Genomic DNA, 21,616 nt, shown 5'->3' with positions numbered 1-21,616 from the left:
GCTGGGGCCGGGGCAGGGCTGCGGCCGGCGCGGGCGGGCGCGCTGCGTCAGGCCCCCGCGCACGCGTCGAGCAGCCAGCGCCGGAATACGTGCGTCGCGTCCGGCTCGGGCCGCTGCGGCGGCCGCACCAGGAAGTAGCCGCGCGACGTGACGACGGGTGCATCGACCAGTTTCACGAGCTGGCCGGACGCGACGAGCTCGTCGACGAGCGGCGACCAGCCGAGCGCGACGCCTTCGCCGAGCAGCGCAGCATGGATCACCAGCGCATAGCTGTTGAAGGTCACGCCGCGGGCGGCGGCCGGCGGTTCGAGCCCGTGCGCGTCGAACCAGCCCGACCACGACAGCCAGCGCTCGGGGCGCGTCGGCTGCACGTGCAGCAGCGGCAGCGCGAGCAGGTGGTCGGGGCGCGCGACGCCCGGATGCGCGTCGCGGAACGCGGGCGAGCAGACGGGCGTGACGGATTCCGGGAACAGCCGCGCGGCCGTGCACGACGGCCAGTGGCCGTCGCCGAACAGGATCGCGATGTCGCCGTGGTCGCGCTGCGCGTCGTAATCCTGTGACGTGACGACGCGCACGTCGACGTCCGGCATCACGTGCTTCAGCCCGGCCAGGCGCGGCATCAGCCAGTAGGTCGCGAAACCGAAATCGGTGACGATCGTGAGTGCGCCGTGCTCGCGGCGCGCGCGCAGCGTCGCGGTCGCGCCGCGCAGCGTGTCGAGGCTCACCCGCACGGCTTCGTACAGGCACTGCCCGTCGGCCGTCAGCGTGACGCCCCGCGGGCTGCGTTCGAACAGCGGCACGCCGAGTTCGGCTTCGAGCTGGTACACCTGCTGGCTCACGGCCGGCTGCGTCGAGCCGAGCTCGCGCGCGGCGGCCGTGAAGCTCGCGAGCCGGGCGGCCGATTCGAACGCGCGCAGCGCCTGCATCGACGGTAACGGTTCGGGTTTCGACATAAGTCCCTCTAATGGCCCCATAAGGACCGGACGCCTACCCGCGCGAATTCGGGCGGGCGATAGTGCAGCGGACGGTATGGCACATGCGCTTCACGTGCAGCCGCGCAACACACTCCGCGATTCTAGCCAGCGCGGCCCCAGCGCGCGGCAATTTCTGCGGACCGCCTCCGTCATGCCGGACGCCTCGCTGCCCGAGCGGCGAGCCGTTCCATTCGAACACCGCTTTCCCCACGACCGCCGATGACGAATCCGACACCCAACATCCTGATCCTGATGGCCGACCAGCTCACGCCGTTCGCGCTGCCGGCCTACGGCAACCGCGTCGCCCGCACGCCGACGCTCGACCGGCTCGCCGCCGAAGGCGTGGTGTTCGACGCCGCGTACTGCGCGAGCCCGCTGTGCGCACCGTCGCGCTTCTCGCTGCTGACCGGCAAGCTGCCGTCGGGGATCGGCGCCTACGATAACGCCGCCGAATTGCCGGCGCAAACGCTGACGTTCGCGCACTACCTGCGCGCGGGCGGCTACCGGACGATGCTGTCCGGCAAGATGCATTTCTGCGGACCCGATCAGTTGCACGGCTTCGAGGAACGCCTCACGACCGACATCTATCCGGCCGATTTCGGCTGGGTGCCGGACTGGGACCAACCGACCGAACGGCCGAGCTGGTATCACAACATGAGCTCGGTGCTCGACGCCGGCCCGTGCGTGCGCACGAACCAGCTCGACTTCGACGACGAAGTGACGTTCGCCGCGAAGCAGAAGCTGTACGACGTCGCGCGCGAGCGCGCGGCCGGCCACGATGCGCGGCCGTTCTGCATGGTCGTGTCGCTGACCCATCCGCACGACCCGTATGCGATCACGCGCGAATACTGGGATCGCTACGACGATGACGAGATCGACATGCCGGCCGTGCGGCTCGATGCGGCCGAAAGCGATCCGCATTCGCAGCGGCTGCGTTTCGTCTGCGAGAACGACCGCACGCCGCCGACCGACGCGCAGATCCGCGCCGCACGCCGGGCGTATTATGGCGCGACGTCCTACGTGGACACGCAGTTCGGCAGCGTGCTGGCCGCGCTCGAGCAATGCGGGTTCGCCGACGACACGATCGTGATCGTCACGTCCGACCACGGCGACATGCTTGGCGAACGCGGGCTCTGGTACAAGATGACGTTCTTCGAAGGCGGCTGCCGCGTGCCGCTGATCGTCCACGCGCCGGGCCGCTTCGACGCCGCGCGCGTGCGCGGGCCCGTGTCGCACCTCGACCTGCTGCCGACGCTCGTCGAGCTGACCGGCGCCGCGCCCGCCGGCGGCTGGCCGGACCCGGTCGACGGCGCGAGCCTCGTGGCGCACCTGAACGGCACGCCCGCGCACGATGTCGCGCTCGGCGAATACCTCGCGGAAGGCGCGCTCGCGCCGGTCGTGATGATCCGCCGCGGCGACTGGAAATACGTGCATTGCCCGGCCGATCCCGACCAGCTTTACAACCTGTCGGACGACCCGCGCGAACTGACGAACCTCGCCGGGCAGCCTGAAGCCGCCGACGTGCTCGCCGCGTTCCGCGCGGAGGCCGCGCAGCGCTGGAACCTGCCCGAACTGGACCGGCAGGTGCGCGCGAGCCAGCGGCGCCGGCGTTTCCATTACGCGGCGACGACGCAGGGCCGCATTCAGGCGTGGGACTGGCAGCCGTTCACCGACGCGAGCCAGCGCTACATGCGCAATCACATCGAACTCGATACGCTCGAGGCGATGGCACGTTTTCCGCGCGTCGGGCGCTGAACGCACCGCATCGCGATCATTGAAGAACGACGGAGGAAGCGAACCATGAAACGGCAATGCAATGCAGCAATCCGAAGGATCGGCCCGGCGCTCGCCGCCGCCGCGTGCGTGGTGGCGACGCAGCCTGCGTACGCCGCCGATCCGCAGACGTGCGGCGACGTCAAGATGGCGGCGCCCGGCTGGACCGACATCGACGCGACGAACGCGATGGCGGGCGTCGTGCTGAAGGCGCTCGGCTACCGGCAGGACGTGGCGAACCTGTCGGTGCCGATCACGTACCAGGGGCTGAAGAAAGGGCAGGTCGACGTGTTCCTCGGCAACTGGATGCCCGCGCAGGCGCCGCTCGTGAAGCCGTTCGTCGACGAGAAATCGATCGACGTGCTGCACGCGAACCTGAGCGGCGCGAAGTTCACGCTCGCGGTGCCCGACTACGTGGCCGCCGCCGGCGTGCATACGTTCGCCGATCTCGCGCGCTACGCGGATCGTTTCGGCGGCAAGATCTACGGCATCGAGCCCGGCGCGCCCGCGAACCAGAACATCAAGCGGATGCTGTCCGACCACGCGCTCGGGCCCGCGAACTGGTCGCTGGTCGAGTCGAGCGAGACGGGCATGCTCACGCAGGTCGAGCGGGCGGTGCGCGACAAGCGCTGGATCGTGTTTCTCGCGTGGGAGCCGCATCTGATGAACACGAAGTTCCATCTGACGTATCTGTCGGGCGGCGATGCGTATTTCGGCCCGAACTATGGCGGTGCGACGGTCAACACGGTCACGCGTGCCGGGTTCGCCGGCCAGTGCACGAACCTCGCGCGGCTGTTCCGGCAGATGACGTTCTCCGTCGACGTCGAGAACCGGATGATCGCCGACATGCTCGACCACAAGACGTCGCCCGCGCTGGCGGCGCAGCATGCGCTGAAGGCCGAGCCCGCGCTCGTCGCCGGCTGGCTCGACGGCGTGACGACGGCGGCCGGCGCGCCGGGCCTGCCGGCCGTGCGCGCGGCCCTCGACGGTCACTGATTTCCTCCCTCCGGGCGGCCGGTTTTACCGCGCCGCCCGTCTACGTGTTTTCCCGACCCGTCGCATCGTGACCATTTAGTGTCGCCTACAGACGGGTGACGCGAAATATGGGTTTGTATTTTTCGCCAATGGCTGCGTTATTGCGGAAAACGAAATACCGCAGCCAGTAGACGTACCGAATTCGAATCAGCCGGCGTATCGCGGCACGCGCCAGGCCACGGTTCTTTCCATCGAACGGTTCAGGGAGGGTGGTCGACAATGAAGCAAAAGAAAGTCGCCGTAGCCGCCGCGCTTGCATGCGCGGCCTGTATTCCCGCCATCGGGCACGCGCAGAGCAGCGTGACGCTGTACGGGATTCTCGACGCCGGCATCACGTACGTGAACAACACGGGCGGTTCGCACGTGGTCAAGTTCGACGACGGCGTCGCCTACGGAAACCGCTTCGGCCTCAAGGGCACCGAAGACCTGGGCGGCGGCCTGAAGGCCGTGTTCGTGCTCGAGAGCGGCTTCCATCTCGGCAACGGGCAACTCGGCTTCGGCGGCGCGGAATTCGGCCGGCAGGCGTATGTGGGCCTGCAGAACGACTGGGGCACGCTGTCGTTCGGCAACCAGCTCGACATCACGAACGAACTCGTGTCGATCTACAACATTTCGGCGTGGGGCAGCGGCTATGCGATCCACCAGGGCGACTTCGACCGCTTCAACGGCGACCGCCTGCCGAATTCGGTGAAGTTCCTGTCGAACGACATGAGCGGCTTCAAGTTCGGCGCGATGTACTCGTTCGGCAACGTCGCGGGCAACTTCCATCGCAACAGCGCATGGAGCGCGGGTGCAAGCTTCACGAAGGGCGACTTCTCGATCGGCGCCGCGTACACGCGCCTGAACAACCCGAACGGCATCTACGCATTCGACCCGTACGCGATGATCGGCACGCATACGTTCCTCGGCCAGCAGACCGTCACGGTCGATCCGGCGACCGGCGCGCGCACCGACCTGTTCGCGAACACGCCGATGGACGTCGACAGCCAGGGCACGTTCGGCATCGGCACGAGCTACACGATCGGCAAGCTGACGCTCGACGCCAACTACTCGTACACGACGATCAAGGGCTTCGGCCAGTCGTCGCACATGCAGGTGTACGAAGGCGGCGGCCTGTACCAGTTCACGCCGGCGCTGAGCTTCATTGCGGGCTACCAGCACACGCGCTTCGAAGGCCATCACTGGAACCAGGGCACGGCGGGCCTGCATTACCTGCTGTCGAAGCGCACGGACGTGTACATCTCCGGCGACTACCTGCGCGCGTCGCAGGGCGTCGATGCGGTGGTCGGCTACAGCTTCACGCCGTCGACGACGCAGACGCAGGCCGACGTGCGGATCGGGATGCGGCATTCGTTCTGAGTGGGGGGCGGGATGGTGTGACGTCTTCAGCGAGGTCTCTCTTTGGCGCGAACCGCGGTTCGCGCTTTTTTTTGTGCGACGCGCGGGCTCGACGGCACTCGCGGCCGGCGGCCGGCCGGTTTTCGGCGGTTGGCATATCATCGCGGTTTGGCCGCGTCCGCACCGTTGCCGCGCGCACCTGCGTGCGTCGTCGTTTTCCCGAACGGTTGCGGTGCGCACCGCCAACCGCCGAGACCTCGATGACCACCCCCGTGCCCGATTCCAGTTCTTTATCCCCGTTACCCGCCAATCTGTTCCGCCACGCGCCGTTCCAGCGTTTCTGGGGCACGCGCGTGATGTCGTCGCTGGCTTTCCAGATCCTGTCGGTTGCCATCGGCTGGTACGTGTATGCATTGACGCACAGCGCATTCGCGCTCGGTCTGGTCGGCCTCGCGCAGTTCGTGCCGATGTTCGCGCTGACGCTCGTCGTCGGGCAGGTGGCCGACCGCTACGATCGCCGGCGCATCGCGACGATCTGTCAGGGCGTCGAGGCGCTGGCCGCCGGCGTGTTCCTGCTCGGCGCGGTGCAAGGGTGGCTGGCCGCGCCGGCCGTATATGCGCTCGCGGCAATCGTCGGCACGGCCCGCGCCTTCGAGTCGCCGTCGGTGTCGTCGCTGTTGCCGGCCGTCGTGCCGCGCACCGATTTGCCGCGCGCGACCGCGCTGTCGACGTCTGCCAACCAGGCCGCGCAGATTCTCGGGCCCGCGTTCGGCGGGTTACTGTATGGGCTCGGCGCGCCGGTCGCATTCGGCACGAGCGCCGTTGCGTTCGCAACTGCCGCGATGCTGAGCGGCACGATTCCGCTGCGCAGCACGCCACCCGCCCGCGAGCCGGTCACGCTGCGCTCGGTGTTTTCGGGTATCGCGTTCATCCGGCGCGAGCCGGCGATTCTCGGTGCGTTGTCGCTCGATCTGTTCGCCGTGCTGTTCGGCGGCGCGACCGCGCTGCTGCCGATCTACGCGCGCGACATTCTTCAGGTGGGCCCGTGGGGGCTCGGCGCATTGCGCGCGGCGCCCGCGGTCGGCGCGCTCGCGGGCACGCTGTGGCTCACGCGTTTTCCGTTGAAGGGCCGGCCGGGCCGCGCGATGTTCGGCGGTGTGATCGCATTCGGCGTCGCGACGATCGTGTTCGGGCTGTCGCGGCACTTCATGTTGTCGCTCGTGGCGCTGGCCGCGCTCGGCGCATCGGACGTGATCAGCGTCGTCGTGCGGCTGTCGCTCGTACAGCTGCGCACGCCGGACGAGATGCTCGGGCGCGTGAGTGCGGTCAATTCGCTGTTCATCGGCACGTCGAACCAGCTCGGCGAATTCGAATCCGGCGTGACGGCCGCGTGGTGGGGTGCGCCGACGGCAATCGTCGTCGGCGGCGCGGCCACGATCGCCGTCGCGCTTGCGTGGATGCGGTTGTTTCCGCAACTTACGCACATGAAGTCGCTCGAACGCGATCGGTGAGACCGGCCGTGCAATGATCGTTTCATCCGCAACGGTATGCCGATGTGTTCAAGCGGCCGGCGTCACGCGCACGGCCGTACCGTAGCAGATGACTTCGGTCACGCCGGTGCCGACCTCGGTCGAGTCGTAGCGCATCGCGACGACCGCGTTCGCGCCGAGCTTGCGGGCATCGTCGAGCATCTTGTCGAACGCGTGCTGGCGTGCCTTTTCGCACAGCGACGTATAGAGCGTGATGTTGCCGCCGAAGATCGTCTGCAGCGACGCGCCGAACGAGCCGACGATCGAGCGCGAGCGCACGATGATGCCCTGCGCGACGCCCAGCGAGCGGACGGTCGTATGGCCGGGGAGGTCGAATGCGGTCGTGACGCGGGCCGGCGACAGGTCGTCGATGGAGCGGGTGGGTTCGGTCATGGTGTGGGAGCGTGTAGCGAGTGGTCGAACGACGATTCTAGCCGGACCGAGAAAAGGCATTCGAATGGGCGTACCCACGCGGGTGAACGCCCGTTTCATTGCCGAACGTGCGAGCCGCTCGACGCGGAACGCTCAGCGCTTGACCGTCGCGCCGGCAATGCCGCCGAGATCGACCGCATAGGCCAGCGCGAGCTTGCCGAATTTCAGCGCATGGTTCGCTTGTCGATCCGAGTTTTCCAGCGTGTCGTTCACCGTGTGGATGTACGGGCTGTCGTTCTGATCGGCCTCGAACGGGAACGATGCCGGATACCCCTGCGCATTCCACGACGCGTGATCCGAGCAGGCATACCCGCACTGCGACGTGCCGATCGCAAGCTCCTGCAGGTAGGTCTTCGCCAGGTTCGTCACGTAGGTGTTCTGCGCCGCGTTCGTGTAGTCGGTGATCAGGTAGATATCCTTCGGATCGCCCTTGTAGTTCGTCATGTCGAGCTGCAGCACGCCGACCACGTTCGCATTCTGCGTGCGGAACTGCTTCGCGATCGCCTTCGAGCCGAGCAGGCCGGCTTCCTCGGCCGCATACCCGACGAACTTGATCGTCCGTTTCGGCCGGTAGTTGTTCGCTAGCAGCACGCGCAGCGCTTCGGTGAGGCTGGCGATGCCCGACGCATCGTCGTCGGCGCCGGGCGAGCGCGTGTTCTCCGTCGTGCGGCCGACGGTCGAATCGAGGTGGCCGCCGAGCACGACGGTGCCCGCGGCCGGGTCGCTGCCGCGGATCGTCAGGACCACGGATTTCTGCGGGAAACCCGTGTGCGCGAACTGTTCGACGGCGATGTCGGCGCGCAAAGCCGCCAGTTGCTTCCACTGCAACGCGAGCCAGTCGGACGCGGCGACGCCGTGCGACGTCGTGTAGTAGCGATTCGTGAAGCCGGACAGCGACGTGATCGTGCCGACGATGTTGCTGGCCTGCAGTTGCTGGACCCACGTGCCGATCTGCGGCACGTTCGACACCGTGTACGCAGCGCCGGCGGCCTGTTTCGCGAGCATTGCCGGCAACGGCTGGAGCGCCTGCCGTGCGTCGTCGAACGAATCGTGCACGACGTAGCCGGGCCCGTGGCCGCGCGTGCGGTGGACGGCGTGGGCCAGCTCGCTGAGCCGGGAATCGTCGATCTCGACGACGTGAACGGTTTCGCGGCGCGCGGCGCCGTCGGCTGTCTTGCCGGCGTCGACGGACGTGCTGTATTGCGCGGTTGCGGTCGCATCGATGCGTTGAAGCTGGCGGAACGCGGTGTCGCCGAGCGTGATCCAGACGGGCGTCGCATGCGCGGCGGCAGTCAACAGCATGCCGCCCAGCGCGGCGCTCAGGCGGGTCGATTTCAGAGTAGGCATGTTCGATCTCGTGAGGATGGCGATGTCGATGAAGGGAGCGCGTCGCAGATCGTGCGACGCGCTCCCGCCTGCTGCGGTATTACGACTTCTGCGGGACGGTCACGCCGTACGTGCAGCTCTTGTTGTACGCGTTGCCGATCGCGGCGAGTTGCGCGCTGCTGTAGCCGAGCGCGGATGCGGCCGCCAGCACGGCCTGCGCGGCGGCCTTCTGGTTGGTCGAGCTGTTGGTCATCGACAATCCCTTCAGGAACGCCTTGTCCATCGCCTGCGCGCCGATCGCATCGCGCGCGACGAGGTTGCACGACGCCCAGTACTGGCCGGCCGTGTGGATCTCCGCGCCGCGCGCCTGCGCATAGGTGCGCCCGACGTTCCAGTTGGTCACGCGGCCGCCCCAGAACTCGTTGTGACCGTCCCAGTTGTAGACCCAGTGATATTGCGCATCCGACGGGCTCCACTGGTTGAAGTCGCGGCTGTACGCGGCGGCGAGATAGTCGCCGGTGCCTTCCGACAAGCCTTCCTGTTGCGACAGGCCGCCGTTGGTGACCCAGTCGTGGATGCCGTGGCCGAGCTCATGGATCACGACGTCCGCGTCTTCCGCGTCGTCGACGCCGCCTTGCCCGAAGGTCAGCCGGCCGCTGCTCGACGAGTACGACGAGTTGTCGTCGCCCGATTCGCCGTGCGGGTCGTACTGCACGCCGCCCGTGTACTGGTACGGCAGCGCCTTGATGCCGAGCGTCTGGTTCACGTAACGCAGGAACGTGTCGATGTGGTAGTACGCGTTCACGGCCTCGAAATACAGGTTGCCGCGCGTGAACTCGAACGCGGGCGTCGACTGCGACGGGCAGGCCTTGTCGAGCGGCGCATCGAAGTCGACGCACGCCGCGTACGGGCCCGTCAGCGTGTAGCGCGTGCCCGACTGCGCGAGATCCTTCAACGTCACGCGCACGCGCGCGGCCGTGAGCTGCGTCGAATCGGCGTCGTTGCCGTCCTTGTAGCCGGTGCTGCCGTAGCTGCTCTTCGTCGGCGACAGCGGATCGGGGCGGAACACGAAGCCGGTGCCGTCGGTCGCGTAAAACGCCTTGTCCTCGGCGCGCAGCACTTCGCCGCTGCCCGAGTCGATCAGCAGTTCCCAGTCGCCCTTCGGGCCGTCCTGCGGGCGGCCGCGTACCTTCCACGCGGTATGCGTGCCGGCCTTGTCGACGAACGCGACGAGCTGCGCATCGAGATGCGTGAAGCCGCTCGCGCCGAGATACGCGCGGGCGCGATCGAGCGCCTGCTGCTGGTCGACGGCCTGCGACTTGCGCGTCGTCGCGACCACGCCGTTGATCGTGTTGCTCGCGACGTACAGGATGCGGCCGTCCTTCGCGACGGTCACCGCGATATCGCTGCCGTACACGGGCAGTCCGGCGGCCTGCTGCTGCAGGCGCACGACGGTGAAGTCGGCGTCGCTGCGTTCCGACGTGACGACGAGGCTTGCGAGCGCGGTCGCGTCGAGCCCGAGCTGCGCCGCTTGCGACGCGACGAAGTCGCGCGCGACGGCGGCGGGCGTCGCGGCGGCCTTCTTGACGCGATAGGCCGGGTTGTACAGCGTGACGGCGACGCCGTCCGCGCGGAATTGCCCGGCGGCCGTGTCGGCCTTCGCGGCCGGCGGCGCGACGCCGCGCGTCAGGCTTTCGCGCAGGCTCGCGGCCTGCGGATTCGACACTTTCGTATCGGCCAGGGTGGCGCCGACGATGCCGAAACCGAGCGCGAGACCCAGGGCGAGCGGCAATGCGTTGCGTGATGTCTGCATACGTGATCCTCATCTCAACGGTTGGACACACCCGCACGCTCGTGGCGAGCAGGCACGACACGGCCCGCGCGCCGGTTCGATGGAACCGGTGCGACGAAGCGGTGTTGGGAGTATCGACTGACTAAGGAACCCTAACTGTCAGGTCGAAAAGAAGCGGGCAGGCGAAGCGGAGGAGAAGCGAACGGCAGGCAGGTGCGGCGACGGCGAATCGAGCATCGTCATGTCATACCCCTCGGATCGATATTGGATATCGGTTGGCAGCCTGCGTGGCCCGACGTCCGTCGAGCCCGGCGATCGTGTCGTTAGGCTGCCTATCTAATTGCGAGGTATGTTACAGAATATTTTCAGCGAGATTCCAGATTATTTTCGACGACCGCTTCGGTCCGTCGACCAATCGCCGGCATTGTTCATCGAACGGCGGGAAACGCTGCCGGAACGCGCAATACCGCGCCGGATTGTGATCAAAGCCGTGACGATCAGCGTGTCGGCCGCCGGTCGCTGCGCGGGCTCATCCCGAATCGCGCGCGATAGGTGCGCGAGAAATGCGATGGCGATTCGAAGCCGCACGCGACGCACACCGACGTGATGCTCATGTCGGTCTGCTGCAGCAGTTCGCGTGCGCGATCGAGGCGCAGGTTCAGGTAGAAGTGCGTCGGCGTGTCGTTCAGCGTCGCGCTGAACAACCGTTCGAGCTGGCGCCGCGTGATCGAGACTTCCCGCGCGAGCGCGTCGGAGCCGAGCGGGTTGTCCATGTGCCGCTGCATCGTGCCGATGACCTGGATCAGCTTGCGGTTGTGCACGCCGTAGCGCGCGGCGATCTCGAGCCGCTGGCTGTCCGAGCGCTGTCGGATGCGGCTCACGACGAACTGCTCGGAGATCGCCGCCGCGAGGTCGGCGCCGTGCCGGCGGCCGATCAGGTCGAGCATCATGTCGATCGACGCGGTGCCGCCCGCGCACGTGATGCGCCGGTCGTCGATCTCGAACAGCTCATGCGTCGCGTTCAGGCCGGGATAGCGCTCGCGGAACGCGGCCAGTGCTTCCCAGTGCAGCGTGAGCGGCTGCGACGCGCCGAACAGCCCGGCTTCCGCGAGCACGAAGCTGCCCGTATCGATGCCGCCGAGCGTTGCGCCATGCCGGTGCTGGCGGCGCAGCCAGTCGCCGAGCGTGCGCGTGTAGCACACGAGCGGATCGAAGCCCGCGACGACGAATACCGTATCGACCTGCGGGACGTCCGCGCACGCGGCTTCGGCGGCGACCGGAATGCCGTTGCTCGCGGCGACGGGTGCGCCGTCCGCGCTGATCACGTGCCAGCGATAAAGCTCGGTGCGAAAACGGTTCGCGACGCGCAGCGGCTCGACGGCGGCCATGAAGCCGAGCGCGGAGAAGCCGGGAAGCAGCAGGAAGTGGAAATCCTCGGGCATCGGGGCGTGGGGTGGAAGCAGGTGGTCGGCGCATGCCGTGCGACGCGTCGAGCGGGCCGGCGCGGGCCGTGCCCGACTCGCGGGCGCCGAACGTTCAAGCCGGGATTATCGCGTTTTTTTGCCGGCGCTCAGCGCGTTTTCGCACCTCGCACCGTCCGGCGCGCCGTCGTCGACGGCAATTCGCCGAACTGGGCCTTGTACGCGTTCGCGAAATGCCCGAGATGAATGAAGCCCCAGCGCGCGGCCGCTTCGCTGATCGGCAGGTCGGATTGCCGCGTGTCGAGCAGCAGGCGTCGCACCTGGGCGAGGCGCAGCGAGCGCGTGTAGTTGAGCGGACTCGTCTGTACGATCGACTGAAAGCTGTTCTGCATCGTGCGCCGGCTGACGCGCAGTCGCGTGCACAGGCTCAGGATGTCGACGGGCGCTTCCGGGTGCTCTATCACGTAGTCGTGCACGCGGCGCACGATGTCGGCGTGGCAGGCGTGCGTGAGCCGGTTCGGCGGCTCGGGCATCCGGTACGTGAGGAGATCGACCAGCACGTTGCCGACGCTGGCGCGTATCGCGCATTGCGTGCGTGCCGCATCGAACGCATCGGGCGCCGACAGCACGCGTTCGAGCAGCGTCGCGAGTTGCACGCTCGCGCGTTCGCGCGCGGCGACCGGCACCTCGACGACACCGCGCCGCAGTGCGCGTGCGTCCAGCCGGACGTCGGCTGCATCTTCGATTTGCTGCATCAATTCGGGTTCGACGACCACGCCGATCAGCGACATGTCGTCGGGTGAATGGAGTTCGAACGGTGTGCCGCCACGCGCCATCACGATCGTGCCGCGCTCGATGCGCACATCGCCGAAGGCGAACGTGCCCGAGCCGGTGAGCGGCATCCCGAACACCGTATGGCCGTGCGGCAAGCATCCGCGCTGGATGATGCGTACGTTCGCCGCTTCCTGGAACAGTTGCACGCCGTCGAGCACCGCGTGTTTGACCGCGCTGCGATACGAGCCGGCCCCGATCTGTTCGTACCGCTGATTCCAGCCGCGCAGCGCCTCGGCATGCCGGTCTGCGTCGTCGAACCTCTGATGTAACACGAGCACGGCGCCTCCGGCGATCTTCGGACCGCGCAAGATTAAACCGGCCGAGCGGTCGGCGCAATACGGGGGAGCGCTATTGCGCGTGCGTGCTTCAGAGGGTCGAAAGGTGCGCGGCTGCGCCGCTTTCACGTGCATTTCCAATATCCCGAATCGGCACGCACGCGTTGCCAGTCCGGGTGCTGAGCAGATTTATTGTCGAACTACAGTCGCCCCACATAACGTGAATTCCCATTGGAGGCGGCATGAGGACAAGGCGACGAACCGCGACGCTCGCGGCGACGCTGGCGTTGGCGGCAGCATGGGCCGGCGGCACGAACGCGGCGGAAAAGCCCGAAGAACTGGTCGTGCAGAAGATGCCGCCGTGGCATCCGCACGAGGTTTATATCGTCGACATCTCGATGCCGTCGATGACCGACGGGCGCATCCATGTGTACGACGCCGACGCGAAGAAGCTGCTCGGCCAGATCGACGGCGGTTTCGCCCCCGGCTTCGCGATTTCGCCCGACCGCAAGACGAGCTTCGTCGCGACGACCTACTTCTCGCGCGGCTCGCACGGCACGCGCACCGACGTCGTCGAGACGATCGACAACGCGACGCTCGATCACGCGGGCGAGATCGTGATTCCGGCGAAGCACGGGCAGCACGTGCCGTCGCCGTACAACACCGCGTTCAGCGCCGACGGCAAGCGGCTGTACGTCGCGAACATCACGCCGGCCGCATCGGTGACGGTGATCGACACCGTCTCGAAGAAGGTGCTGTCGGAAATCGACATGGCCGCGTGCGTGCTCGCGTATCCGTCGGGCAACGACCGCTTCACCGCGCTGTGCGAAAGCGGCAAGGCGCTGACCGTCACGCTCGACGCGAACGGCAAGGAAACGAAGCGCACGATGTCGGACACGTTCATCGACGTCGACAAGGATCCGGCGTTCGTGAACGCGTCGCGGTACAAAGGCGACTATCTGTTCACCACCTACGGCGGCAACGTGCGCAGTGCCGATTTCAGCGGCGACAAGCCGGCATTCGGCAAGCCGTGGTCGTTGCTGACGGCCGCCGAGCGCGCGGAAGGCTGGCGCCCGGGCGGCATGCAGCAGACGGCCGTGCACGCGAAGCAGAACCGTTACTACGTGCTGATGCACCGGGGCGGCGACGGCTCGCACAAGGATCCCGGCACGCAGGTGTGGGTGGTTGACCTGAAGTCGAAGCAGCGCGTCGCGCGCTGGGATCTCGCGCAGCAGAAGGTCGATCCACTCGTGTCGATCCAGGTCAGCGAGGACGACAAGCCGCTGTTCTACGGGCTGACGGCGACCTCCGACCTGGTCGTGATGGATGCGCGCACCGGCAAGCTGCAGCACGTCGAGAAGCAGATCGGCAATACGTCGTCGCTGCTCGTCAACCCGTGAGGCCGCGATGACCCTCGATCCCGTACTCGCCACCAGCGCGCAGGCCGGTGCGGCCGCCGTCGTGCTGCTCGGCGCCTTCGCGAAGATGCGCCGGCCCGCCGCGTTCCGCCAGGCGCTCGCCGGCTACCGGCTGCTGCCCGATGCGCTGAGCGTGCCCGTTGCGTTCGCGATTCCGTTGGCTGAAGCGATCGGCGCCACGGCGCTGCTGTTTCCCGATACGCGCATGGCCGGCGCGATCGCGCTGATCGTGCTGCTCCTGGCGTTCGCGGCCGGCCTCGCGATCAACCTGCTGCGCGGCCACACCGACATCGACTGCGGCTGTTCCGGCTTCACCGCCGCCCGTGCGGACGCACCGCGCGGCATCGGCTGGCTGCATGTCGGCCGCGTGCTGCTGCTCGTCGCGCTGGTCGCGACCTCGTTCGTCGAACCGGGCACGCGCGCCGTGGTGTGGTTCGACTACCTGACGCTGTTCTTTTCCGTGCTGCTGATCGTCTGCGCGCTGCTCACCGTCGACGTGCTGCTCGCCAACGTCCCGCGCCTTGCCCACCTGAGGAATTCATGATGCAAACCGCTCTCACCGTTTCCACCGCCCTGTTGTGGGTGGCCGTCCTCGCGCTCGGCGCAATCTGCCTCGCACTGGTACGCCAGATCGGCATCCTGTACGAACGCATCATGCCGGCCGGCGCGCTGATGATCGACAAGGGGCCGGCGGTCGGCGCGATCGCGCCGACGTTCGAACTGACCGACATTCGCGGCTCGCACGTGAAGGTCGGCGGCATCGACGCATCGGGCAAGGCGACGCTGCTGTTCTTCCTGTCGCCGACGTGCCCGGTCTGCAAGAAGCTGCTGCCGCTGCTGCCGTCACTGCAGGCCAGCGAAGCGACCCCGGTGAACATCGTGCTCGCGAGCGACGGCGATGCCGACGAACACGCGCGCTTCGCGCGAAAGCACGACCTCGGGCGCTTCCCGTACGTGCTGTCGCAGGAGCTCGGTCTCGCGTATCAGATCGGCAAGCTGCCGTATGCGGTGCTGCTCGACGAAACGGGCACGGTGCGCGCGAAGGGGCTCGTCAACACGCGCGAGCATCTCGAGAGCCTGTTCGAGGCGAAGGAGCGCGGCGTCGCGTCGCTGCAGCAGTACGTGCACGGCGATCACGGCCACGATGCCCACGACGGGCACGCGCAGCACGCATGAGCGGCCGAACCTTTTTCAACGTCATTGGAGAACGACGACATGGGCGTGTTTGATTCATGGTTCGAGCGGTCGGCGCGCGGCGTCGCGCAGCACAGTTCGCGGCGCAGCGCGATGGCGAAGCTCGGCAAGGTGCTGGTGGGTTCGGCGCTGCTGCCGCTGCTGCCCGTCGACCGCACCGCGTACGCGGCCGAGGCGGCATCCGGGGCGTCGGGCGCATCCGGCACGGCCGCATCGGGCGCAAGCGACGACCCGATGAGCTGCGACTACTGGAAATACTGCGCGATCGACGGCTGGCTTTGCAGTTGCTGCGGCGGAACGTCGAGCAGTTGCCCGCCGGGTACGACGCCTTCGCCGATCACATGGATCGGCACCTGCCGAAACCCGCACGACGGGTCGGACTACATCGTTTCGTACAACGATTGCTGCGGCAAGACCTCGTGCGGCAAATGCTTCTGCAACCGCAACGAGCGCGAGAAGCCGCTGTACAAGCTGTCGCTGAACAACGACATCAACTGGTGCATGGCGAACGGTAATTCGAATTACCACTGTTCGGTTTCGGTTCTGCTGGGAGCGGCAAAACAATGAACGTGAAGCAGGCAGGAAAGATCGCCGTGGCGTGCATGACGGCCGTTGCGGCCTTCGCGTTGCCCGGCGCGGCCGGCGCACAGGAAACCGTGCATTACCCGGCCGGGAAAGGCGTGTTCGACACGCAGTGCGCGGTGTGTCACCGGGCGGGCGGGAAAGGGCAGGACGGCCTTGCGCCGCCGCTCACCGAGTATCCGGGCAAGTATGCGGCGACGGAAGCCGGGCGTGCGCAGCTGATCGCGACGCTGCTGCACGGGATGTTCGGCGAGATCGAGGTGCACGACAAGCGCTACAACTTCAAGATGCCGTCGTTCGCGAGCGCAAGCGACGACGACATCGCGCACGTGCTCAACTACGTCGTATTCGACCTCGACGCGCAGCATGGCGATGCGAAGCCGTTCACGGCGGCCGATATCCGTGCGGCACGCGCGAAGCCGATGGACGGCACGGCCGTGCATGCGCAGCGCGCGGTGGTGATCAAGGGGCTCGGCCTGTGAACGGCGTTCGCGTGCCGGTGCAGGGTACGCGGCGCGCGCCGTCGTCGCGGCTCGGCGGCCTGTCGCATCGCCTGTCGTCCCGGCTGCTGCTGGCGAGCGCCGCGGCTTGCGCGTTTGCCGCACCCGCGCATGCGGACGGCGCGGCCGGTGCTGTCAATGCGGCGCTTGCACGGCAGCACTGGGTGCTCAACTGCATGGGCTGCCACACGGCGACGGGCGGCGGCATTCCCGGCAAGGTGCCGCCGCTCGCGAATTCGCTCGGCTATTTCACGCATCTGCCGGCCGGGCGCGAGTACGTGATGCGCGTGCCCGGCGCGTCGAACTCGGCGCTGTCGGATCGGGAGCTGGCCGACGTGCTGAACTGGCTGCTCACGACGATGAACCGCGACGCGCTGCCGCGCGACTTCAAGCCCTATACGGCCGCCGAAGTTGCCGCGCACCGCGGTCCCGCACTGTCCGATGTCGCGACCGTGCGCGCCGGTCTCGTCCGCGCGTTGCAGGCGCACGGGATCGACGGCGTCGCGGACCGCTACTGACCGACTCACTCAACGAATCAGGAAAACGTGAACATGGAGACGAACGAAACCTTTCCGCTGCTCGACGCAACCCGCGCGTTTCTCGCGAAGCCGAAGAAGATGCTGATCGGCGCCGAGTGGAGCGACGCCGCGTCGGGCCGCCAGATCGAGGTCGTGAATCCGGCCGACGGCACCGTGCTCGCACGCGTGCCCGAAGCGGATGAACGCGACGTGCAACAGGCGGTCGCCGCCGCGCGCCGTGCATTCGATGCGGGCCCGTGGCGCAGCGCGAAGACCACCGATCGCGAGCGCCTGATGCTCGTGCTCGCCGACCTGATCGAAGCCAACGCGCGTGAGCTCGCCGAGATCGAATCGCTCGACAACGGCAAGCCGGTGACGGTCGCGCAAGGGCTCGACGTCGCGATGGCCGCGCAGTGCTTCCGTTACATGGCCGGCTGGGCGACGAAGATCGAAGGCAGCGTGATCGACGCCGGCATGCCGTACCTGCCGGACAGCGAGATCTTCGCCTATACGCGCAAGGAACCCGTCGGCGTGGTCGGCGCGATCATTCCGTGGAATTTCCCGCTGCTGATGGCCGCATGGAAAATCGCGCCGGCACTCGCGACCGGCTGCACGGTCGTGCTGAAGCCCGCCGAAGACACGCCGCTGAGCGCATTGCGGCTGGGCGAGCTGATCCAGGCGGCCGGGTTCCCGGACGGCGTCGTCAATATCGTCACCGGCTACGGTCACACGGCAGGCGCGGCGCTGTCGCGCGATCCGCGCATCGACAAGATCGCATTTACCGGGTCGACGCAGACGGGCAAGACGATCGGCCATGCGGCGCTCGACAACATGACGCGGATGTCGCTGGAACTCGGCGGCAAGTCGCCGGTGATCGTGCTGCCCGACGTCGATCTCGACAAGGCCGCACTGGGTGTCGCGAACGCGATCTTCTTCAACCAGGGGCAGGTGTGCACGGCCGGTTCGCGCGCGTACATCCATTTGAAGGTGTTCGATGGCGTGATCGAGCGCGTCGCGAAGATCGCGGCGAGCCTGAAGATCGGCCCGGGGATGGACCCGTCGACGCAGATCGGGCCGCTCGTCTCGGCGAAGCAGCGCGAGCGCGTGTGCGGGTACATCGACTCGGGGTTCGGCGAGGGCGCGCGTGCCGCCGCGGGCGGCCGCGCGATCGACGGCCCGGGCTTCTTCGTCGAACCGACGGTGCTGGTCGATACGACGCACGCGATGCGCGTGGTGCGCGAGGAAATCTTCGGGCCGGTGCTCGTCGCGATGCCGTTCGACGACATCGATACGGCCGTGCGGCTCGCGAACGACACGCCGTATGGCCTCGGCGCGAGCATCTGGTCGAACGATCTCGCGGCGATCCACAAGCTGATCCCGCGTATTGCCGCGGGCACCGTATGGGTCAACTGTCACTCGCGGCTCGACAACGCATTGCCGTTCGGCGGGATGAAGCAGTCGGGCTTCGGCCGCGAACTCGGCCGTGCGGTGATCGATCAGTACACGGAAAGCAAGTCGGTGATGATGAACTACGCGTGAGCGTCGCGGCGAGTGCGTGCGTTCTCGGCGTATCGGGAACGCACGCGCCGCCGTCACGCGCGGATCAGCACCACCCCGACGATGAGGCAAGCCGCGCCGGCGATCCGGATCGCGCTCGCCGAATGCTGCTGGATGCCGAGCACGCCGAAGTGGTCGAACACGAGTGCGCCGGTCATCTGCCCGACGACGATCAGCGCGAGCGTCGTCGCCGCGCCCAATCGCGGCACCATCAGGATCGCGACGCCGACGAATACCGCGCCGAAGAATCCGCCCGTCCAGCTGAACCACGACCCCGCACCGGAGAACGCGCCGCTCGCGCGCGGGTGAGGCGACAACAGCGCGACCGCCAGCATCGCGGCCAGGCCGACGACGTAGCTGACCGACCCGGCCCACCACGGCGAGCCGAGCTGCGCGCGCAGGTTCGCGTTGAGCACCTGCTGCAATGCAACGCTGATGCCGGCCGCCACGACCAGCAGATACGACAGGAAGGTAGCCACGAAGATGAACGCTCCGAAGGGATGGCCGCGACGGCGATGCCGGCACGGAAGGCTTTCATTCTGCGGAGCGCGGCGGTATAACGCAAATATCGAATCCGGCGCTTATCCATCTCGTTTCGGTATGCCATCACTGCGGCAAATTCAGTATTTCCTGACCGTGGCGGACCTCGGCGGCTTCACGCCGGCCGCGGGGGCGCTCCATGTCGCGCAGTCGGCGCTCAGCCGGCAGATCGGCCAGCTCGAGGACGAACTCGGGTTCCTGCTGTTCGACCGCGAACCGAGAGGCGTGCGGCTCACGCCGGCCGGCGCGATCTACCGCGAACGCGTGGCGTCGATTCCGGCAACGCTGACGGCGGCTGCCGACGAAGGCTCGCAGTTGGCGCGCGGAGAAGCCGGCGTGCTGCGGCTTCTGCATTCCAGTACCGTTCCCGTCGGCAGCCTGATGCCGGATCTCGACCGCTTCATGCGCGATTGTCCGGGCGCGCGGGTCGATCTCGACCGCGCGTCGTCCGAGGATCAGGTGACGGAAATCGCGAACGGCCATGCCGATATCGGGATCGTCCGGCTGCCGGTGCTGCGGCGCGATGCACGCGTGCGTTTCGTCGAACTGGCGGCCGAGCGCTTGTGCGCGGCGGTGCCGGCGGATCATCCGCTCGCCGGCCGCAAGCGCATCGCGATAGCGCGGTTGCGGCGCGAGCCGTTCGTCTCGGCCGTGTATCGGGAGCGGGGCGGCCTCGCGCGCGTCGTGATCGATCTGTGCCTGAAGCGAGGCTTCGTGCCGGCGCCCGCGCGGATCGTGTCGCCGAAGACGTCGATGCTGAATCTCGTCGCGGCCGGGCGGGGTGTGGCGATCGTGCCGGCGCGGATGGCGAGCGTCGGGATCGACGGCGTCGTGTTCGTGCCGATTTCCGACGAGGACGCGAGATCGGTATGCGCGCTGGTGTTGCCGGTCGAGCCGACGGTGCTGGCGCAGGCGTTCGTGCGGGCGGTGACGGCGGGCTGAACGCGCCGCAGCGCCACCATACCGGCCAGCATGTTCCGCCGGACCGGCGTCCATACTCAGACGTTGTACCCCGCGTCGCGCATCAACCGACGCGACACGTCGCCGCGTGGGCCGTCCGCATCGAATTGCGCGCGAAGTTTCGCATCCGCGCCGCGCGTCACGCCGCGGTGCATGGCCACGACGATGGCGAAAAGGGCGACGACGAAGAAAGCGGCAAGCATCGTATTACTCCTGGCCGGAGAGACCGGAAACGGACATCGCGACGGCCGGCCGTGTCCGTCGGCACCCGTTCCAATGACGCGCAACATCCGCGCCCGGGTGGCGCCGCAACGGGCGGATAGTGCGCGATTGCCCGGCAACTTCCAGCATAGGGCCGCCCCACGGCACCCGGATGCGTGTCGGAAATCTGTCAGCAAGGCCGTGGCGGAATCGAAAGGCGAACGCCGCATCCGGGCAATCTCGTCGCCCTCCAGAAAAACCAGGAACCCCCGTCCGGCAAGCCTCTTACCCAACCTAGTGGTTTCCACTCATAGTCGCAAACAGGCAAGAACAGGTCGCCGCCGGTCTTTTCGCGGCCAATATGGCTCGTTACTTTTACACCCACGATGCAGGCCGGCGCACACTCCGCGCACCGGCTGCCGCGAGATCAAACCGGGAGGAATCGAACCATGAAGTCGACGAAGATCGCCGCGCTAGCCGCGGCCGTGCTGGCGACGGGCGCGTTCACGCACGCCGCGCTTGCCGAGACGGACGCCGCGACCTGCCGCACCGTGCGTTTCGCGGATATCGGCTGGACCGACATCACGTCGACCACGGCGCTCGCGTCGACCGTGTTCGAGGCACTCGGCTACAAGCCGACCACGACGATCGCATCGGTGCCGATCTCGTTCGCCGGCCTCAAGAGCAAGCAGCTCGACGTGTCGCTCGGCTACTGGTGGCCCGTGCAGCAGAAGCAGTTGCAGCCGTTCCTCGACAGCAAGTCGATCAACATCGTCGAACCGCCGAACCTGTCCGGTGCGAAGGCGACGCTCGCGGTGCCGAGCTACGAGTACCAGGCCGGCCTGAAGACCTTCGACGACATCGCGAAACACCGCGCGGAACTCGACGGCAAGATCTACGGGATCGAGCCGGGCAGCAGCGCGAATGCGACGATCCAGAAGATGATCGACACGAACCAGTACGGGCTCGGCGGCTTCAAGCTCGTCGAATCGAGCGAGGCAGGGATGCTGGTGACGGTGGAGCGCGCGATCCGCGAGAAGAAGTGGGTCGTGTTTCTCGGCTGGGAGCCGCACCCGATGAATATCCAGATCCCCATGAACTACCTGTCCGGCGGCGACGCGTCGTTCGGGCCGAACTACGGCGAAGCGCGCGTGTACACGCTGACCGCGCCCGACTTCATCGCACGCTGCCCGAACGCGGGCAAGCTCGTGACGAACCTGCGCTTCTCGACACAGCTCGAGAACCAGCTGATGCAGTCGGTGATGAACAAGACCAAACCGGCCGAGGCCGCGAAGGCGTACCTGAAGAAGAACCCGCAGGTGCTGGATCCGTGGCTCGCGGGCGTCAAGACGTTCGACGGCAAGGACGGCCTGCCTGCCGTGAAGGCGTATCTCGGCCTGTAATGGCCCGCGCGCCG

21 protein-coding genes are annotated in these 21,616 nt (G+C 67.4%); 13 read left to right on the top strand and 8 right to left on the bottom strand.

Going from position 1 to position 21,616, the window contains the following annotated elements:
* Window positions 1-47: 47 nt before the first annotated feature.
* Window positions 48-953: a choline sulfate utilization transcriptional regulator gene (locus C4B30_RS05385; protein WP_089502203.1), complete on the bottom strand. Its 906-nt coding sequence runs from the start codon at window positions 951-953 to the stop codon at window positions 48-50.
* 240 nt (window positions 954-1,193) lie between these two features.
* Here C4B30_RS05385 and betC point away from each other — a divergent pair, with 240 nt between their 5' ends.
* The 4 genes from betC to C4B30_RS05360 all read left to right on the top strand — a co-directional run bounded on the left by betC (window position 1,194) and on the right by C4B30_RS05360 (window position 6,631).
* Window positions 1,194-2,729 (top strand): choline-sulfatase, encoded by a 1,536-nt coding sequence (gene betC / locus C4B30_RS05375; RefSeq protein WP_089502202.1) that lies wholly within the window; start codon window positions 1,194-1,196, stop codon window positions 2,727-2,729.
* A gap of 45 nt (window positions 2,730-2,774) precedes the next feature.
* Window positions 2,775-3,743, top strand: a complete 969-nt coding sequence (gene choX, locus C4B30_RS05370; protein WP_089502201.1) for a choline ABC transporter substrate-binding protein — start codon at window positions 2,775-2,777, stop codon at window positions 3,741-3,743.
* A 258-nt stretch (window positions 3,744-4,001) separates the two neighbouring features.
* Window positions 4,002-5,141: a porin gene (locus tag C4B30_RS05365; protein WP_027781303.1), complete on the top strand. Its 1,140-nt coding sequence runs from the start codon at window positions 4,002-4,004 to the stop codon at window positions 5,139-5,141.
* A 239-nt stretch (window positions 5,142-5,380) separates the two neighbouring features.
* Window positions 5,381-6,631 (top strand): MFS transporter, encoded by a 1,251-nt coding sequence (locus C4B30_RS05360; protein ID WP_105131925.1) that lies wholly within the window; start codon window positions 5,381-5,383, stop codon window positions 6,629-6,631.
* A gap of 48 nt (window positions 6,632-6,679) precedes the next feature.
* On the opposite strand, the gene C4B30_RS05355 is transcribed toward C4B30_RS05360, so the two are convergent.
* The 5 genes from C4B30_RS05355 to C4B30_RS05335 all read right to left on the bottom strand — a co-directional run bounded on the left by C4B30_RS05355 (window position 6,680) and on the right by C4B30_RS05335 (window position 12,732).
* Entirely contained in the window at window positions 6,680-7,042 is a 363-nt protein-coding gene (locus C4B30_RS05355) for a YbjQ family protein (protein WP_089502199.1), read from the bottom strand.
* Window positions 7,043-7,174: 132 nt separating this feature from the next.
* Window positions 7,175-8,428, bottom strand: coding sequence for a M20/M25/M40 family metallo-hydrolase (locus C4B30_RS05350; protein WP_089502198.1), 1,254 nt, complete (start codon window positions 8,426-8,428; stop codon window positions 7,175-7,177).
* 79 nt (window positions 8,429-8,507) lie between these two features.
* The gene (locus C4B30_RS05345) at window positions 8,508-10,220 is read right to left on the bottom strand and encodes a peptidase (RefSeq protein ID WP_089502197.1); all 1,713 of its coding nucleotides are present in this window, start codon (window positions 10,218-10,220) and stop codon (window positions 8,508-8,510) included.
* A gap of 476 nt (window positions 10,221-10,696) precedes the next feature.
* Window positions 10,697-11,641: a GlxA family transcriptional regulator gene (locus tag C4B30_RS05340; RefSeq protein ID WP_027781298.1), complete on the bottom strand. Its 945-nt coding sequence runs from the start codon at window positions 11,639-11,641 to the stop codon at window positions 10,697-10,699.
* A gap of 128 nt (window positions 11,642-11,769) precedes the next feature.
* A complete protein-coding gene (locus C4B30_RS05335) occupies window positions 11,770-12,732 on the bottom strand; it encodes a helix-turn-helix domain-containing protein (RefSeq protein WP_027781297.1) in 963 nt (320 codons plus the stop codon).
* A gap of 239 nt (window positions 12,733-12,971) precedes the next feature.
* On the opposite strand from C4B30_RS05335, the gene C4B30_RS05330 reads away from it, so the two are divergent.
* The 7 genes from C4B30_RS05330 to C4B30_RS05300 are packed head-to-tail and all read left to right on the top strand — an operon-like array spanning window position 12,972 to window position 18,480.
* Window positions 12,972-14,129, top strand: a complete 1,158-nt coding sequence (locus C4B30_RS05330; protein WP_089502196.1) for an amine dehydrogenase large subunit — start codon at window positions 12,972-12,974, stop codon at window positions 14,127-14,129.
* A 7-nt stretch (window positions 14,130-14,136) separates the two neighbouring features.
* Entirely contained in the window at window positions 14,137-14,691 is a 555-nt protein-coding gene (locus C4B30_RS05325; RefSeq protein WP_089502195.1) for a MauE/DoxX family redox-associated membrane protein, read from the top strand.
* On the top strand, window positions 14,688-15,323 hold the full coding sequence (mauD, locus tag C4B30_RS05320; protein WP_089502194.1) for a methylamine dehydrogenase accessory protein MauD: 636 nt from the start codon (window positions 14,688-14,690) through the stop codon (window positions 15,321-15,323). Before C4B30_RS05325 ends, mauD begins: the two co-directional genes overlap by 4 nt.
* Before the next feature lie 39 nt (window positions 15,324-15,362).
* Window positions 15,363-15,908, top strand: a complete 546-nt coding sequence (locus C4B30_RS05315) for a methylamine dehydrogenase light chain (RefSeq protein WP_027781293.1) — start codon at window positions 15,363-15,365, stop codon at window positions 15,906-15,908.
* Window positions 15,905-16,405, top strand: a complete 501-nt coding sequence (locus tag C4B30_RS05310; protein WP_089502193.1) for a c-type cytochrome — start codon at window positions 15,905-15,907, stop codon at window positions 16,403-16,405. Before C4B30_RS05315 ends, C4B30_RS05310 begins: the two co-directional genes overlap by 4 nt.
* Window positions 16,402-16,941, top strand: coding sequence for a c-type cytochrome (locus C4B30_RS05305; protein ID WP_089502192.1), 540 nt, complete (start codon window positions 16,402-16,404; stop codon window positions 16,939-16,941). Before C4B30_RS05310 ends, C4B30_RS05305 begins: the two co-directional genes overlap by 4 nt.
* A gap of 33 nt (window positions 16,942-16,974) precedes the next feature.
* Complete coding sequence (locus tag C4B30_RS05300; RefSeq protein WP_089502191.1) at window positions 16,975-18,480, top strand: aldehyde dehydrogenase family protein; 1,506 nt, start codon at window positions 16,975-16,977, stop codon at window positions 18,478-18,480.
* Between the two features lie 53 nt (window positions 18,481-18,533).
* On the opposite strand, the gene C4B30_RS05295 is transcribed toward C4B30_RS05300, so the two are convergent.
* Complete coding sequence (locus tag C4B30_RS05295; RefSeq protein ID WP_089502190.1) at window positions 18,534-18,977, bottom strand: DMT family transporter; 444 nt, start codon at window positions 18,975-18,977, stop codon at window positions 18,534-18,536.
* 121 nt (window positions 18,978-19,098) lie between these two features.
* Here C4B30_RS05295 and C4B30_RS05290 point away from each other — a divergent pair, with 121 nt between their 5' ends.
* A complete protein-coding gene (locus C4B30_RS05290; protein WP_089502189.1) occupies window positions 19,099-19,980 on the top strand; it encodes a LysR family transcriptional regulator in 882 nt (293 codons plus the stop codon).
* Between the two features lie 56 nt (window positions 19,981-20,036).
* Here the strand turns inward: C4B30_RS05290 and C4B30_RS35160 are convergent, their stop codons facing one another.
* Window positions 20,037-20,492 carry a hypothetical protein gene (locus C4B30_RS35160; RefSeq protein WP_152777463.1) on the bottom strand — a complete coding sequence of 152 codons (456 nt, stop codon included), beginning with the start codon at window positions 20,490-20,492 and terminating at the stop codon, window positions 20,037-20,039.
* 156 nt (window positions 20,493-20,648) lie between these two features.
* Between C4B30_RS35160 and C4B30_RS05280 the strand changes: the two genes are divergently transcribed.
* Window positions 20,649-21,602 carry a choline ABC transporter substrate-binding protein gene (locus C4B30_RS05280; protein ID WP_027781287.1) on the top strand — a complete coding sequence of 318 codons (954 nt, stop codon included), beginning with the start codon at window positions 20,649-20,651 and terminating at the stop codon, window positions 21,600-21,602.
* Window positions 21,603-21,616: the final 14 nt, after the last annotated feature.

The sequence above is a fragment of the Burkholderia sp. BE12 genome (genome assembly GCF_002959955.1).
In the GTDB taxonomy this organism is placed as follows: domain Bacteria; phylum Pseudomonadota; class Gammaproteobacteria; order Burkholderiales; family Burkholderiaceae; genus Burkholderia.
The sequence above is the reverse complement of the archived record's forward strand: the minus strand, read 5'-3'. Positions and strand labels throughout refer to the sequence as shown.

Excerpts from the sequence above, each read along its gene's own strand:
- C4B30_RS05385 (WP_089502203.1), bottom strand. The coding sequence starts at position 953 with ATGTCGAAACCCGAACCGTTACCGTCGATGCAGGCGCTGCGCGCGTTC.
- betC (WP_089502202.1), top strand. The coding sequence starts at position 1,194 with ATGACGAATCCGACACCCAACATCCTGATCCTGATGGCCGACCAGCTC.
- choX (WP_089502201.1), top strand. The coding sequence starts at position 2,775 with ATGAAACGGCAATGCAATGCAGCAATCCGAAGGATCGGCCCGGCGCTC.
- C4B30_RS05365 (WP_027781303.1), top strand. The coding sequence starts at position 4,002 with ATGAAGCAAAAGAAAGTCGCCGTAGCCGCCGCGCTTGCATGCGCGGCC.
- C4B30_RS05360 (WP_105131925.1), top strand. The coding sequence starts at position 5,381 with ATGACCACCCCCGTGCCCGATTCCAGTTCTTTATCCCCGTTACCCGCC.
- C4B30_RS05355 (WP_089502199.1), bottom strand. The coding sequence starts at position 7,042 with ATGACCGAACCCACCCGCTCCATCGACGACCTGTCGCCGGCCCGCGTC.
- C4B30_RS05350 (WP_089502198.1), bottom strand. The coding sequence starts at position 8,428 with ATGCCTACTCTGAAATCGACCCGCCTGAGCGCCGCGCTGGGCGGCATG.
- C4B30_RS05345 (WP_089502197.1), bottom strand. The coding sequence starts at position 10,220 with ATGCAGACATCACGCAACGCATTGCCGCTCGCCCTGGGTCTCGCGCTC.
- C4B30_RS05340 (WP_027781298.1), bottom strand. The coding sequence starts at position 11,641 with ATGCCCGAGGATTTCCACTTCCTGCTGCTTCCCGGCTTCTCCGCGCTC.
- C4B30_RS05330 (WP_089502196.1), top strand. The coding sequence starts at position 12,972 with ATGAGGACAAGGCGACGAACCGCGACGCTCGCGGCGACGCTGGCGTTG.
- C4B30_RS05325 (WP_089502195.1), top strand. The coding sequence starts at position 14,137 with ATGACCCTCGATCCCGTACTCGCCACCAGCGCGCAGGCCGGTGCGGCC.
- mauD (WP_089502194.1), top strand. The coding sequence starts at position 14,688 with ATGATGCAAACCGCTCTCACCGTTTCCACCGCCCTGTTGTGGGTGGCC.
- C4B30_RS05315 (WP_027781293.1), top strand. The coding sequence starts at position 15,363 with ATGGGCGTGTTTGATTCATGGTTCGAGCGGTCGGCGCGCGGCGTCGCG.
- C4B30_RS05310 (WP_089502193.1), top strand. The coding sequence starts at position 15,905 with ATGAACGTGAAGCAGGCAGGAAAGATCGCCGTGGCGTGCATGACGGCC.
- C4B30_RS05300 (WP_089502191.1), top strand. The coding sequence starts at position 16,975 with ATGGAGACGAACGAAACCTTTCCGCTGCTCGACGCAACCCGCGCGTTT.
- C4B30_RS05290 (WP_089502189.1), top strand. The coding sequence starts at position 19,099 with ATGCCATCACTGCGGCAAATTCAGTATTTCCTGACCGTGGCGGACCTC.
- C4B30_RS05280 (WP_027781287.1), top strand. The coding sequence starts at position 20,649 with ATGAAGTCGACGAAGATCGCCGCGCTAGCCGCGGCCGTGCTGGCGACG.